The sequence below is a fragment of the Photobacterium sp. GB-72 genome (genome assembly GCF_003026095.1).
Lineage (GTDB): Bacteria > Pseudomonadota > Gammaproteobacteria > Enterobacterales > Vibrionaceae > Photobacterium.
In genome coordinates this window covers 283,806-297,229 of the sequence record NZ_PYNV01000001.1, presented here as the reverse complement: position 1 = coordinate 297,229, position 13,424 = coordinate 283,806, and the positions used below count along the sequence as shown (strand labels likewise).

General features: G+C 40.2%; 13 protein-coding genes. 9 read left to right on the top strand and 4 right to left on the bottom strand.

Annotated elements, in window-relative coordinates; genetic code table 11:
- Positions 1–107 precede the first annotated feature (107 nt).
- The 5 genes from pspA (at position 108) to C9J40_RS01310 (ending at position 4,020) form a co-directional block, all read left to right on the top strand.
- Positions 108–773, top strand: a complete 666-nt coding sequence (gene pspA, locus C9J40_RS01330; protein WP_107205709.1) for a phage shock protein PspA — start codon at positions 108–110, stop codon at positions 771–773.
- A 56-nt stretch (positions 774–829) separates the two neighbouring features.
- Positions 830–1,057 carry an envelope stress response membrane protein PspB gene (pspB, locus tag C9J40_RS01325; protein ID WP_006646015.1) on the top strand — a complete coding sequence of 76 codons (228 nt, stop codon included), beginning with the start codon at positions 830–832 and terminating at the stop codon, positions 1,055–1,057.
- Positions 1,057–1,443, top strand: a complete 387-nt coding sequence (gene pspC, locus C9J40_RS01320; protein ID WP_005367018.1) for an envelope stress response membrane protein PspC — start codon at positions 1,057–1,059, stop codon at positions 1,441–1,443. The genes pspB and pspC overlap by 1 nt, the downstream gene beginning before the upstream one ends.
- Positions 1,444–1,600: 157 nt before the next feature.
- The gene (locus tag C9J40_RS01315) at positions 1,601–2,998 is read left to right on the top strand and encodes a YcjX family protein (protein WP_107245469.1); all 1,398 of its coding nucleotides are present in this window, start codon (positions 1,601–1,603) and stop codon (positions 2,996–2,998) included.
- On the top strand, positions 2,995–4,020 hold the full coding sequence (locus tag C9J40_RS01310; protein ID WP_107245468.1) for a YcjF family protein: 1,026 nt from the start codon (positions 2,995–2,997) through the stop codon (positions 4,018–4,020). The genes C9J40_RS01315 and C9J40_RS01310 overlap by 4 nt, the downstream gene beginning before the upstream one ends.
- Positions 4,021–4,100: 80 nt before the next feature.
- On the opposite strand, the gene C9J40_RS01305 is transcribed toward C9J40_RS01310, so the two are convergent.
- Positions 4,101–4,607: a hypothetical protein gene (locus C9J40_RS01305; protein ID WP_107245466.1), complete on the bottom strand. Its 507-nt coding sequence runs from the start codon at positions 4,605–4,607 to the stop codon at positions 4,101–4,103.
- Positions 4,608–4,796: 189 nt separating this feature from the next.
- On the opposite strand from C9J40_RS01305, the gene C9J40_RS01300 reads away from it, so the two are divergent.
- From C9J40_RS01300 to tyrR, 3 genes are all read left to right on the top strand, one after another.
- Complete coding sequence (locus tag C9J40_RS01300) at positions 4,797–6,158, top strand: DUF1800 family protein (protein ID WP_107245464.1); 1,362 nt, start codon at positions 4,797–4,799, stop codon at positions 6,156–6,158.
- A gap of 10 nt (positions 6,159–6,168) precedes the next feature.
- Entirely contained in the window at positions 6,169–7,320 is a 1,152-nt protein-coding gene (locus C9J40_RS01295) for a DUF1501 domain-containing protein (RefSeq protein WP_107245462.1), read from the top strand.
- 290 nt (positions 7,321–7,610) lie between these two features.
- Positions 7,611–9,149: a transcriptional regulator TyrR gene (gene tyrR, locus C9J40_RS01290; protein WP_107205715.1), complete on the top strand. Its 1,539-nt coding sequence runs from the start codon at positions 7,611–7,613 to the stop codon at positions 9,147–9,149.
- Between the two features lie 79 nt (positions 9,150–9,228).
- On the opposite strand, the gene C9J40_RS01285 is transcribed toward tyrR, so the two are convergent.
- Complete coding sequence (locus C9J40_RS01285) at positions 9,229–9,810, bottom strand: methylated-DNA--[protein]-cysteine S-methyltransferase (RefSeq protein ID WP_181316921.1); 582 nt, start codon at positions 9,808–9,810, stop codon at positions 9,229–9,231.
- A gap of 75 nt (positions 9,811–9,885) precedes the next feature.
- Here C9J40_RS01285 and rimJ point away from each other — a divergent pair, with 75 nt between their 5' ends.
- Positions 9,886–10,482: a ribosomal protein S5-alanine N-acetyltransferase gene (gene rimJ, locus C9J40_RS01280; protein WP_107205716.1), complete on the top strand. Its 597-nt coding sequence runs from the start codon at positions 9,886–9,888 to the stop codon at positions 10,480–10,482.
- Positions 10,483–10,534: 52 nt separating this feature from the next.
- Here rimJ and pyk read toward each other — a convergent pair whose 3' ends face one another.
- Positions 10,535–11,980 carry a pyruvate kinase gene (gene pyk / locus C9J40_RS01275; RefSeq protein WP_107205717.1) on the bottom strand — a complete coding sequence of 482 codons (1,446 nt, stop codon included), beginning with the start codon at positions 11,978–11,980 and terminating at the stop codon, positions 10,535–10,537.
- A 238-nt stretch (positions 11,981–12,218) separates the two neighbouring features.
- On the bottom strand, positions 12,219–13,076 hold the full coding sequence (locus C9J40_RS01270) for a MurR/RpiR family transcriptional regulator (RefSeq protein ID WP_005367039.1): 858 nt from the start codon (positions 13,074–13,076) through the stop codon (positions 12,219–12,221).
- Positions 13,077–13,424 lie beyond the last annotated feature (348 nt).

Here is a 13,424-nt window from a genome sequence, read left to right as displayed (position 1 = left end):
CAGTACTTGAAATATCTAAGTGGTAACACAAGAACATTAAGTTAGTATCACTATATAAACCTGTAAGCGTGATTACTGTGAAATGGGTTTAATCAAGGAGTTTAATGATGGGTATTTTTTCTCGTTTTGCTGATATCGTAAATGCTAACGTGAACTCGTTACTGGATAAGGCTGAAGATCCACAAAAATTGATCCGTCTTATCATCCAAGAGATGGAAGATACATTAGTTGAGGTACGTACATCTTCAGCGCGTGCATTAGCGGATAAAAAAGAGTTACAACGTCGTATTCAAGCGATTGAATCACAAATTACAGATTGGCAGGAAAAGGCGAGCCTTGCACTGCAAAAAGGTCGTGAAGATTTAGCCCGTGCAGCACTGATCGAAAAGCAAAAACTGGCTGATGTCGCATTAACGCTCAATGAAGAATACAAACTAGTAGAAGAGACGATTGAAAAATTGTCATTAGAAGTCGCTGAACTTGAGCGTAAGTTGCAAGAAACACGCGCTCGTCAACAAGCGCTAGTGACGCGTCATAAAGCCGCAGGCACTCGCCGCGATGTTCGTCGTCAGCTAGATACAAGTAAAGTTGATGAGGCGATGTCTAAGTTTGAGCAATATGAACGTCGCATCGATGAAATGGAAGCAGAAGCAGATAGTTATAGCTTTGGTCGTGGCAAAAGCTTAGAGTCAGAATTTGCTGATTTACAAGCACAAGACGAAATTGAAAAAGAACTTGAGCGCTTAAAAGCGAACATCAAGGATAAAGAGTAAGTACAATTAAGTTATCGTCGTTGTTTCATTGATTCTGCGCGAAAGGAGAACAAATAATGTCAATGGGTTTTATTAGCGTTCCATTAGTGGTGTTCATGATTATTGTCGCACCGCTATGGTTAATCCTTCACTATCGTAGTAAACGTCAAGCCGGTGAAGGGCTGTCAGGTGAAGATCAGAAAAAGTTAGAGACCTTGGTGGCACGCGCAGAAGATATGCAAGAACGTATTGTGACGTTAGAGCGTATTCTTGATGCAGAAGTACCAAGATGGAGGCAAAAATAATGAGTAAGACCTTATACCGTGATCCTAAAAAAGGAAAATTGGGCGGTGTGTGCGCTGGTTTAGCTGAATATTTCGGTGTTGAAATTTGGTTGGTACGTATTCTTGCTGTTTCAGCCTTCTTACTTGGTTTGGGCTTTTTTGCCACGATTGCTTATATCGCCGCATGGTTAATTTTAGATAAAATGCCACCACAGCGAAAAGAGCAACAAGATACTTATACCGAGCACAACGTAAAACAGAAACCGTGGCAGGCGGGTCGCTCTGCGCATCAAATTTTACAAAAAGTGGAATCAGAATTTGATACCGCCGAAAAGAAAGTACAACAGATGGAAGCGTATGTTACATCTTCTGCATTCAAAGTGGATCGCGAGTTCAATAAGCTTTAATTATCCATAAAGCTTAGCCTAATGAAGCAGGTGCTGATCAATGTCAGGCCTGCTTTTTTCCGTTATAAAGGCGTAATATAGTTAAATCACTTTATTGATAATTATTAGAATAAAGTTGTTAAACCTAAAACAAAAATGAAAACAACTAGGGTTAATCATGAATCGAATCAGTAATGAGTTGAATAAGCTCGTTAATAGAAGTTTGGATCGACACGTTCGACTTGCCGTTACAGGATTGTCTCGAGCGGGTAAAACGGCCTTTATTACTTCTCTTATTAATCAATTACTGCATGTAAGTACGAATGCTCGCCTACCTATGTTTAGTGCGATGCGTGACGGCCATTTATTAGGTGCAAAGCGTGTTCCTCAGTTAGATCTGCATGTGCCTAAATTTGGCTATGATGAAGGAATGCAATCAATTATGTCGACGCCTCCTGAATGGCCAGAGCCAACAAGGGATGTGAGTCAAACGCGTTTAGCACTTCGTTATAAGCCTCAGAAAGGGGCATTGAAACTATTTCAAGATACCGCCACGTTGTATTTGGATATTATTGATTATCCCGGCGAGTGGTTATTAGATTTACCGTTACTTGATTTAGATTTTACTCAATGGTCGGCACAACAAAGCCAAGTACTAAAAGGTAAACGTCTTGAATTAGCTCAAGATTGGCTTGCTAAAACCGAGATGTTTGATCCTTTTGCACCCGCAGATGAAAAGCAGATTGAAGAAATATCGAAGGCGTTCACCGAGTATTTGCATCAATGTAAGGCAGAAGGGGGATTACATTGGGTTCAACCAGGACGTTTTGTTCTGCCTGGTGAATTAGCTGGTGCACCTGTTTTACAATTTTTCCCGCTCCTGTGGAATAAAAAGTACACAGAAAAACAGCTGATTGATGCAGATGAAAGCACCAATATTGGGATGCTTAGAAATCGCTATAAGTATTATCAACAGCATGTTGTGAAGGCGTTCTATAATGATCATTTTTCAAAATTTGATCGCCAAATCATATTAGTTGATTGCTTACAGCCTCTTAATTCGGGACCTGAATCGTTTAATGATATGCGTCAAGCGTTGGATCAGCTGATGCAAAGTTTTAAATATGGGCGTAGCTCGTTACTGCGTCGTCTATTTTCACCGCGTATTGATAAAGTACTCTTCGCTGCAACCAAAGCCGATCATATTACGCCTGAGCAGCACCCGAATTTAGTCGGATTATTACAGCAGCTAGTGAATGAAGCATGGCAAACCGCTTCCTTTGAAGGCATTAAAATGGATTGTGTTAGTTTGGCATCGATTCAAGCGACTGAGCCTGGCTTTGTGACTCACAAAGGGCAGCAAGTCCCTGCATTAAGGGGGACCGATTTGTTAGGTCATGCACAAACTCTCTTTCCCGGAGAAGTGCCAAAACGGTTACCAAACGTTGATTTTTGGCAGCAGCAGAGCTTTGATTTTATTAATTTCCGTCCCTTGCTACAGCAAAGTGACGAGCCTTTGCCGCATATCCGAATGGATAAAGCACTTGAGTATTTGTTGGGAGATAAACTGCAATGAGTGAACCGTTAAAAAGTAAAATTGTTTTTGATGATCCAACAGTTAACCAAGAACAACGCAATATTGCGTCGAAATTGGAGTTTGCTCAACAAGCCGATTTTTTACCTGAAGCAATAGAGCAACAAGAAACTGAAATTGAAAAAGATCTCAAACAAGTATTAGCAGCGAAACCAAAACGTCGTTATGGCTTTTTAAAAGGGGTAGTGGTTGCAGGCGCGGCAATGGTGGGGTGGCAGACGGTTGACCATGTTGTGACAGCTTATCAAACAGCAAATTGGTTATCGCTTGGCTGGAGTGCATTGGTTGCCAGTATTGCCGTAGTTGGTATCGGTGCATTGGGGCGGGAGCTTTTGACGTTACGACGGTTAAAATCACGTCAAACAGAGCGTGATGAAGCCCAACTCTTACTTGATGGTAATGGCATTGGTAATGGTAAAGCTTTTTGTACCAAACTGGCACAGCATAGTCAGATTGGTAGTGATAACTATGGTTATGATCGCTGGACGAATTCGTTAGACGCGACGCACAATGATCGCGAAATACTTGAGCTTTATGATCGCTTAGTGGTCAGCCAACAAGATAAATTAGCTCGAAAATTAGTGGCGAAATATTCATCAGATGCCGCGGTGATGGTTGCATTAAGCCCACTAGCAGTGGCTGATATGTTGCTGGTGGCATGGCGTAATTTGCGCTTAATTGAACAAGTTTCTCGAGTTTATGGTGTCGAATTAGGTTACTGGTCTCGCATTAAGCTACTTAAGCTGGTATTGGCTAATATGGCATTTGCAGGTGCATCTGAAGTGATCACTGATTTGGGGATGGATATGCTCTCAATGGACTTAGCGGGTCGTATGTCTACCCGCGTTGCGCAAGGGGTGAGTATTGGTTTATTGACCGGAAGACTAGGCTTAAAAGCGATCAGCTTAGTACGTCCTTTACCATGGTTACCGGGAGAGCAACCCAAATTAGCTGAAATACGAAGCGATCTATTTAAACAGCTTGGTACCAAAGAAAAAGATTAACTAGATATTCCACTATTAAGCGTAAATTGAAGTGGTTAAGTGGTCAGGGAGAATACGACTCTTTGACCACTTTGTTCATCTTATTTAACGATAGCGAGACTTTCATCTCCAGGCGCATAGCCAAATTTAATATTTTTAATGGTGCTATTAAGTTGAATATTACGAATTATAACTGGCATCGAAGTTCCGAGTGCGGTAGACACGCCTGCCCATCCGTTTTCTTGTGCTGATAGCACAATATAAAGTGTGCCTTGCTGTTGCTTAAAATAAAGCACTTTAGCTGCATCGGGGTAGGGGAGCGTTGCAAGTGCAGCTTGTTCTGCAATGTATTTTAAGTCTATTTTACCGTTACGAGGTTTTTTACAAGTATCAGTAAAGGCAGTTTTATCAAAAGGATCTGTACCACTTGCCTGAATAAAATCTGCCATTTTTTGTTGGTACTGATCCATGTCTTTTGGCAGTGATAAAACAAATTCACCGTTACCACATAGATTTTCTGCCGTCGTCTCGACTTGCTTGGCTGAGCTTTGTGCATCGCAACCAAATAGAGTGATGACTAAGGGAAGTAATATGCTCAGTTTATTCATGATTTACTCTATTGTTAAAATAATCAGCTTAAACATAAATAAGAGTTGGGGTGTTAGAAGATTGAAAATTAAATACTTATTTTCTTGTTATGTCGTCAAGATAGCATCTTTACAACACTTTACATTCTCTGAAGCTTATTTACGTTAGAGTCGTTATCGTATCCTTGGGTTAATGATAAGGACAACAAGGTGAATTATTATCCAACGGCAGCCATCATCACTGAGCAACGATTTGGCTTTGGCCCCAAACTGAATGATCAGCATGTATTAACGCTGGCAGAGCAGATCTCAACTAAACCATATATTGATACCGCTCTACAGTCTTTACCTTCGACGAATAATATTTTGGTTCAGATCGGTCAATTTAATCAACAGCGTAAAAAATTAAAAAAATCCCCGAATGAAAAGCGTGCCGTTCAAAAGCAGGTTAATCAATTTTTTAATCTGAGTTATGAACAGCAAGTATCTGCACGTAATCTACAAACATTGCATTCCTCCAATAGTTTTCAAGAACGTTTAATTCAATTTTGGAGTAACCATTTTGCAGTCTCTGCCGATACGCGCAAAGTAAAACCGATTATTGCTGGGATTGAGAATGAGGTAATACGCCAACACTGGAACGGTAATTTTGCCGATATGCTTCAAGCAACGATTAAGCACCCAACAATGTTGATGTTTCTCGATAATAATCTATCGATAGGGCCTGATTCTAAATTGGGTAAGAAACGCCATAAGGGACTCAATGAAAATCTCGCTCGTGAAATTATGGAGTTACATACCTTAGGGGTTGATGGCGGTTACAGTCAGCAAGATGTTATCCAATTAGCACATGCGATAACAGGCTGGATGGTCAGTTTTGATAAGCAAAATCCTGGGTTTAAATTTGTAGCTTGGGCGCATCAACCTGGTGATGTGATGTTATTAGGTCAGCGTTACACACAAACAGGGATTGGACAGGGAGAAGCGTGCTTAAAAGATCTTGCATTGCATCAACAAACCGCAAGGCATTTGGCAACTAAATTAGCTCAACACTTTATTGGCCAGCCCAAGAAGGAGCTAGTGGATGATTTAGCCGGTGTTTATCTAAAAAATAACGGTGAATTACAGCCTGTTTATAAGAGATTATTGCAAGAGCCTGAAGTGAATACGGCTGCGCCTCTTCGGTTTAGAACGCCGCAAGAATGGTTATTTGCGCTTTTACGTAGTGCTGATCTCAACCCATCGGAACACAAAATTACTCAACAATTGAGGTTGTTGGGACAACAGCCATTTATGGCAGGTTCTCCGGCGGGTTGGTCTGATCAAGATAGTGATTTCAATAGTTCTTCAGCGTTGATACAACGTTGGCAAGTAGCAAATACATTTGCGGTGCTTGCGGTAAGAGAAGCGAAGAAGCAAAAAGTCAAACCGCTTCAGTTGGTAAAACAAGTGGTCAATAATCTTTATGGAAAAGATCTTGATCAACACACAGAGCTTGCAATGAATAAGGCTAACGGTGCGATAACGAAGTTGGTTTTATTATGGCTAAGCCCACAGTTTATGTATCGATAGCGAGATCGTGATGGATAATATATTTGATCGCCGTATGTTCTTAAAATCTTTAGCTGCGGTTGGGGTATGCAGTGCATTACCATCTGTCGCTTTTGCGAAAACACAGTCGGCAAATATTTTTGTATGGATTACATTGCGCGGTGCAATGGATGGGTTAAATGTGGTTGTACCCTATGGAGATAAAGACTATTTACCGCAAAGACCGTCGATTGGATTACATAAAAATCAGCTTAATAAACTCGATGATTTCTTTGGTTTACATCCAGCACTAAAGAGTTGTTATCAGTGGTATCAACAAGGCGAGATGGCTTTTATTCATGCGTGTGCATCACCTTATCGTCAGCGCTCACATTTTGATGGGCAGAAAGTATTAGAAAATGGAACTGAGGATCCGTTACATCGTGATGGTTGGCTAAATCGCTTTTTATCTGTTGATAACAAGCAGCATACGATAGCCATAGATTCTGGTTTACCTTTAATTGTTCAAGGTAATGCCCAAGCTGATAGTTGGTATCCACATAAATTGAAGATTAAGCAGCAACAAGCTGAATTGTTGCAGGATATGTATCAAAGCGATCAGACGTTATCTGACAACTTTATTAATGCATTAGACATTGAAAAAATGGCAGGTCATGTAAAAGGCGGCCAACAATTTCATGCTTTGGCGCAACAAGCAGGGAAATTTTTAACGTCGGAAAATGGACCGAATATTGCGGTATTAGAGCTAGGTGGATGGGATACACACGCAGGAGAAGGCGCGGTTAAAGGTCGTTTAGCGAGCCAATTAAAGAAACTTGATGAGGGACTTTCAGCTTTAAAATCACAGTTAGGTGAGGCTTGGTCGCGAACGGTGGTTATAGCCGCGAGTGAATTTGGCCGAACAGTTGCTGAAAATGGAACTAAGGGAACCGATCACGGTACGGCTAACGCAATGTTGATAGCGGGAGGTGCGGTGAGTGGAAATCAAGTGATAACAAAATGGCCAGGGTTAGCGAAATCTCAGCAATACAAAGGAAGAGATTTAGCTCCAACGACGGATATTCGCTCTATATGTAAAACGGTATTGCATTCACATTTAGGGGCAACAACTAAGCAACTCGATATAGTTTTTCCTAGCTCAAGTGAGCTACCTATCATGAATGATTTAATCCGTCATACTTAAAATAAAGGCGCTGTTAGTTCAATAGATACTAAAAGCATAACGTTATTTTTTAATTATAAATGGCTTGATTCTGAGCGGGAGACTTGACTCAATTTAGCGTTAGTCGCACACTGTTAAAAGTGTCAGGAATTGTTGACACCTAAGTGTAAACTCATATTAATACCTATATTTTTGTTTGTGGTATGAGTTGAAATTGAAGAATTAAGTCATTGCTTTTTGTTGTTGTTATTCTGATAAGCCGAATGTTTCGAACTTAACAATGGAAAGTTTATATTGAGAAGGCGTAAAGAATGAGACTACAGGTATTTTGTGAAGATCGGGTAGGAATGACTCGCGAGCTACTCGATATTCTGACTAGTCAGGAGATTGATCTTCGAGGGATTGAAATTGATCGCATTGGTATCATTTATCTCAATTGTCCTGAAATTGAATTTGAGCAGTTTAGTCATCTAATGTCGCAAATAAGGCAGTTAGATGGCGTAACAGATGTAAGAAAAATAAATTTCATGCCCAGTGAACGTGAACATACAGAGCTTTCTGCATTACTTCAAACCTTGCCTGATCCCTTTTTTTCCATCGATTTAAACGGAAAAATTGATTTTGCCAATCAAGCCGCTGAAAGGTTATTGGCTCATCATCAGGGATCACTTTATCACGAAAATGTTCATACGCTCTTTGGCTTTAATGTTCAGCGTTGGTTAGAAACAAAACAGGCTGAAAAACATACTGAGATGGTGGTGATTGCAGGTTTAGATTACCAAATGGAAGTCATGCCTGTTTATATTAACGATGAAACCGATATACCTGTTTTTGCCAGTGCTCTTATTCTTCTAAAATCACTGTCTGAAGCAACCATGCCGATTGTGACTCGCCAGTTAGATGGCGACAGTGGTTTTGAGCATTTAGTCGGGCAATCATCGCGTTTTAAGCATTTATTAGCTCAAGCGAAAAAGTTGGCTTTATTAGATGCACCGTTATTGATCCAAGGTGAAACGGGAACAGGTAAAGAAATGTTAGCCCGCGCATGTCACCAACGTTCTATACGACGAGAGAAACCATTTTTAGTTGTAAACTGCGTATCTATGCCTGATAACGCCGCCGAAACTGAGCTATTTGGTTTTGCTGGCAGTACAACCGAGCCAAGTAAAAAAGGTATTTTTGAGCAAGCGGATGGTGGTACTGTTTTCTTGTATGAAATTGGTGAGATGTCAAAACACCTACAAATTAAATTACTACGCTTTTTACAAGATGGTACATTCCGACGCGTGGGTGAGGAAGCTGAGAAAAAGGTTAATCTTCGCGTAATTTGCTCTACACAGAAAAAGCTACCAGATTTAGTTGCATCAGGTGATTTCCGCGAAGACTTATATTACCGCTTAAATGTTCTTGCTTTGGTTGTTCCACCATTACGTGAAAGATCGGCAGATATAGTACCGTTAGCTGAATTATTTTTAACTCAGTTATCACAAGAATTACATCAGCCTAAACCTCAGCTATCTGAGGAGTTGGCAGAATACTTAAAGCAATATGCATGGCCTGGTAATATTCGCCAATTACGTAATGTGCTATTCCGAGCGATGACACAACTTGAGAATACGGTCATGACATCTGATGATGTACAGTTACCTGAAAATGAATCAAGTAGTATTATCAGTGATGAAATATTAGATGGCTCTCTTGATGAGATCATGAAACGTTATGAATCTGGTATTTTATCGAATCTTTATCGAAGTTACCCATCTACCCGCAAATTAGCGAAACGGTTAGGCGTATCACATACTGCCGTTGCTAATAAATTACGAGAATATGGTTTAAGTAAGCGTAGCTAATTACTGTGGATATAAAAGAAAAAGAGATAATAAAAATTATCTCTTTTTTATGATCTCGAAAATCAATCTAGTATTGGCGTTATGCTATTTCATGTTGTGGTTCTTTAATAAGAATGGCTTTACCTGACTCTAATGCAAGTAATAGCTCTACCATTTCAGCACCATAACGATAGCCGCAAAGATTTTGATTGCTATTAAGTACACGGTGACAAGGGATAATGATAGGAATAGGATTTACATTCTTTGCCATGCCTATAGCTTGGCTTGCAGCTGAATTGCCAATATCAAGCGCGATTTGTTCGTAACTGGATGTTTCACCGAAGGGAATATCAGCAATAGCATGCCATATTTGCTGTTGAAACATCGTTCCTTGAGGAGCGAGAGGGAAGGTAAAGCGTTTACGTGAGCCTAAGAGATATTCTTTTAGTTGCCTAATGAAGGGTCTCATAAAAGAGGGGTTATGCTGCCATGACTCATCAGGGTAATAGCCAGGACTATTGACAGTTAACCTTCTTAAGCCTTGATGGTCGGCTAGCAACATAATGCTGCCTAGTTCAGTTTCTATACAATCGTAATACATCCATAACTCACTAAATGCGTTAGTAATTAATAACATTGCTAAGCTAAGATTAACAGATAACAGTTTGATAACATATAACAATATGTTTATTAGTTATGCTAATCTTACGACAATGCTCAGCACCTCTTATTAACATCCTTGTGTCGAGGTAATAGTTTGTTCCATTCAATTATAAACCGTTCATCCACAATTGCGCTTGATGATATAAAAATTAGGCTTATTTCTAGTCAGGATGTGGCAAAGATAACAACGTATTATCAAAAAAATCGTGATTTTCTCAAAGCCTGGGAGCCGATGCGTAATGAATTGTTTTATTCAGAGCTGGGTTGGCAAAAAAGAGTCGAACAAATCGCTACCTTACATCGTCATGAAATGGCATTTTATTTTGTGATTGAAGACCGAAGCACTGACGATATTATTGGCGTGATTAACTACAGTAATTTAGTGAAATTTCCTTTTCATGCGTGTCATGTTGGCTACTCCCTTGATCAAGACTACCAAGGGCGAGCTATTATGCGTCGGGCATTAAAAGAGACGGTGAACTGGATGTTCGAAGTAAAAGGTTTTCATCGCATTATGGCCGCCTACATGCCACATAACAAAAGAAGTGCCAGCGTACTACATTCAGTGGGTTTTGAAAAAGAAGGTCTAGCAAAAGCGTACTTATTAATTGATGGAAAGTGGCAAGATCATGTTCTAACTTCATTGATTAATCAGCAGTGGACTGCGCCAGTTACGTGGTCAGCGCCTTAAAAAGGCAACGCGAACGTTGCCTTTTAGTGCGTTTTTGTACGAGATAAATAGATTACTCGACAGTTAGAATACGCATATTGTTAGTTGAACCAATGGTATCCATCACATCACCTTGAGTGATGATCACAAGATCGCCCACTTTAACAAATCCAGCATCACGAAGTACATCTAACGCATGTTTTGCCGCTTCTAAACCAGCATCGCTATCACGATTGAAAAATACAGGTGTTACGCCACGGTATAATGAAGCTTGGTTTAAGGTATTTTCGTTACGAGATAGTGCGAAAATGGGTAAACCGGAGGTAATGCGCGACATCATCAACGGTGTACGACCCGATTCAGTCATTGCAACCATCGCTTTTACGCCTTCCATGTGGTTTGCAGCATACATGGTTGACATTGCAATCGTTTCTTCAGGCGATGAGAAGAATCGATCTAAACGGTGGTTAGACACGTTAATACTTGGCTCTTTTTCTGCGCCTAAACAAACACTTGCCATTGCTTTTACAGTTTCTTCAGGAAATTGTCCCGCAGCCGTTTCCGCGGAAAGCATGACGGCATCGGTACCATCTAGTACAGCGTTAGCAACATCCATAACTTCTGCACGTGTTGGCATTGGGCTAGTGATCATGGATTCCATCATTTGTGTTGCTGTAATCACCGTACGGTTTAAGCTACGAGCACGGCGAATCAGTTTCTTTTGCACACCAACGAGTTCAGGATCGCCGATTTCAACACCAAGATCACCACGAGCAACCATAACAACGTCAGATGCAAGGATGATATCGTCCATTGCTTCGGTTGTTGCTACCGCTTCAGCACGTTCAACTTTAGCGACTAATTTTGCATTTAGGCCTGCTTCAGTGGCTAATCGGCGCGCATATTTCATGTCTTCGCCATTACGTGGGAATGATACGGCAAGATAATCAACGCCCATTGCCGCAGCTGTTAAAATGTCGGCTTTATCTTTATCTGTTAGGGCTTCTGCTGAAAGGCCGCCGCCTTTTTTGTTAATGCCTTTGTTATTTGATAATGGGCCGGCGACTGTCACTTCAGTGTGTACTTTATTACCTTCAACAGCTGTTACTTTTAATTGTACACGGCCATCATCTAATAGCAGGATGTCACCTGTTGTCACATCTTTAGGTAATTCTTTGTAGTCGAGACCAACAGCAAACTGATCGCCTTCGCCTTTAGGTAGATCACTATCAAGGGTAAATTTATCACCAATAGCAAGCTGGATTTTATCTTCTTTAAACGTAGATACGCGAATTTTAGGGCCTTGTAAGTCACCTAGAATTGCTACGTTTTTACCAAGCTTAGCTGCAATTTCACGTACTTGCTTAGTGCGTTGGATATGATCTTCTGGGCTACCGTGAGAGAAATTCATACGTACAACATTGGCACCTGCCGCGATGATTTTTTCAAGGTTATTATCACGATCAGTTGCAGGACCTAAAGTGGTTACAATTTTTGTACGTCTTAGGCGTTCAGTCATGTGAAACTCCAATTTATAGAAACGAGCTTTATTGAGCACTTGGTTTGAGAGTGATGATTACCAAGTCGGCAATAAAACATGAGATAGTTTTGATACCATATCTCGCAGATTTTGCTTAATGATGTATATCAAAAGACAATGAACTGTCACTTTTGTTATTCATTTTTGTTGTAACAAAAAATATGTAATGAAAACGTTGCGAATAAAAAAGCGAAGCTAAGGCTTCGCTTTTAAAGTGTTACAGCGTTGAACTGTCTTTAGAAAAGCGGGAGTCTTTCAGCGATTCTTTTACGCGCTTTAAGTTATCTCTAAACCCTGCACCACGACGAAGAGTAAACCCTGTTGCTAGCACATCAATAACGGTCATTTGTACAACACGGCTCGCCATTGGCATGTAAATATCAGTGTCTTCTGGTACGTCTAGGCAAATAGATAAGGAGCATTCACGTTCTAACGGTGAATCTTTTGCCGTAATACCAATAACCGTTGCTCCATTAGCACGCGCCATTTGTGCAATTTCAACCAAACTTTTAGTGCGACCAGTGTGAGATATAACCACGACGACATCGCCATCAGAGCAGTTAATCACGCTCATGCGTTGCATCACAATATCATCAAAACAGACAATAGGAATGTTGAAACGGAAAAACTTATTTTGCGCATCGTGAGCGACGGATGCAGAAGCGCCTAAACCAAAGAAAGAGATTTTTTTTGCTTGTGTTAACAGATCGACAGCGCGGTTAATCTGCATCGTATCGAGACTATTTTTTGCGACATCTAAACACGCCATTGTTGATTCGAAAATTTTAGCGGTATAGGCATCTGGCCCATCCGTTTCTTCAACATTACGATTTACATAAGGCGTACCATTCGCAAGGCTTTGCGCTAAATGTAATTTAAAGTCAGGGAATCCTTTAGTATCTAAGCGACGGCAAAAGCGGTTAACGGTCGGTTCACTAACATCCGCCATTTTGGCAAGTGTTGCGATACTTGAGTGGATAGCTGTTTGTGGGGAGGCAATAATAACTTCGGCGACTTTACGCTCTGATTTACTGAAGTGTTCTAAGTTATTTTGTATTTTTTCTATGGTGTTCATAGCTAATAATGCACTTCGTTATTGAATTTCATTTGTAGCAAACTTGTCATCAAGATGCTTGTTTAATGAAACTATACTACTTAATTTTGACTATCTCCTAGCTAATCAGCGCTTTTTTAAGGCTAATTTTATTAGTTTTTGACAGGGATCGACTTTTGGCTTTCAGTTTTGAAACTCTATTCGATGAATAATTACAAAAAAAGAGCGGATACAGAAACTTTGTGTGTATTCCTTTCATATTTAAGGCGTTATTTTACAAAGTGAAAAATTATACTGATGTAATTTGTTATCATTTTTAATTAGAAACTTAAAGCTTCAAGCCATTGGTGTTATTTTTCTTATATGGAT

What these genes read in the sequence shown, in the direction of transcription:
- C9J40_RS01305 (WP_107245466.1), bottom strand. Translation starts at nt 4,607, where the DNA reads ATGAATAAACTGAGCATATTACTTCCCTTAGTCATCACTCTATTTGGT.
- C9J40_RS01270 (WP_005367039.1), bottom strand. Translation starts at nt 13,076, where the DNA reads ATGAACACCATAGAAAAAATACAAAATAACTTAGAACACTTCAGTAAA.
- pspC (WP_005367018.1), top strand. Translation starts at nt 1,057, where the DNA reads ATGAGTAAGACCTTATACCGTGATCCTAAAAAAGGAAAATTGGGCGGT.
- pspB (WP_006646015.1), top strand. Translation starts at nt 830, where the DNA reads ATGTCAATGGGTTTTATTAGCGTTCCATTAGTGGTGTTCATGATTATT.
- C9J40_RS01295 (WP_107245462.1), top strand. Translation starts at nt 6,169, where the DNA reads ATGGATAATATATTTGATCGCCGTATGTTCTTAAAATCTTTAGCTGCG.
- C9J40_RS01310 (WP_107245468.1), top strand. Translation starts at nt 2,995, where the DNA reads ATGAGTGAACCGTTAAAAAGTAAAATTGTTTTTGATGATCCAACAGTT.
- tyrR (WP_107205715.1), top strand. Translation starts at nt 7,611, where the DNA reads ATGAGACTACAGGTATTTTGTGAAGATCGGGTAGGAATGACTCGCGAG.
- C9J40_RS01315 (WP_107245469.1), top strand. Translation starts at nt 1,601, where the DNA reads ATGAATCGAATCAGTAATGAGTTGAATAAGCTCGTTAATAGAAGTTTG.
- pspA (WP_107205709.1), top strand. Translation starts at nt 108, where the DNA reads ATGGGTATTTTTTCTCGTTTTGCTGATATCGTAAATGCTAACGTGAAC.
- pyk (WP_107205717.1), bottom strand. Translation starts at nt 11,980, where the DNA reads ATGACTGAACGCCTAAGACGTACAAAAATTGTAACCACTTTAGGTCCT.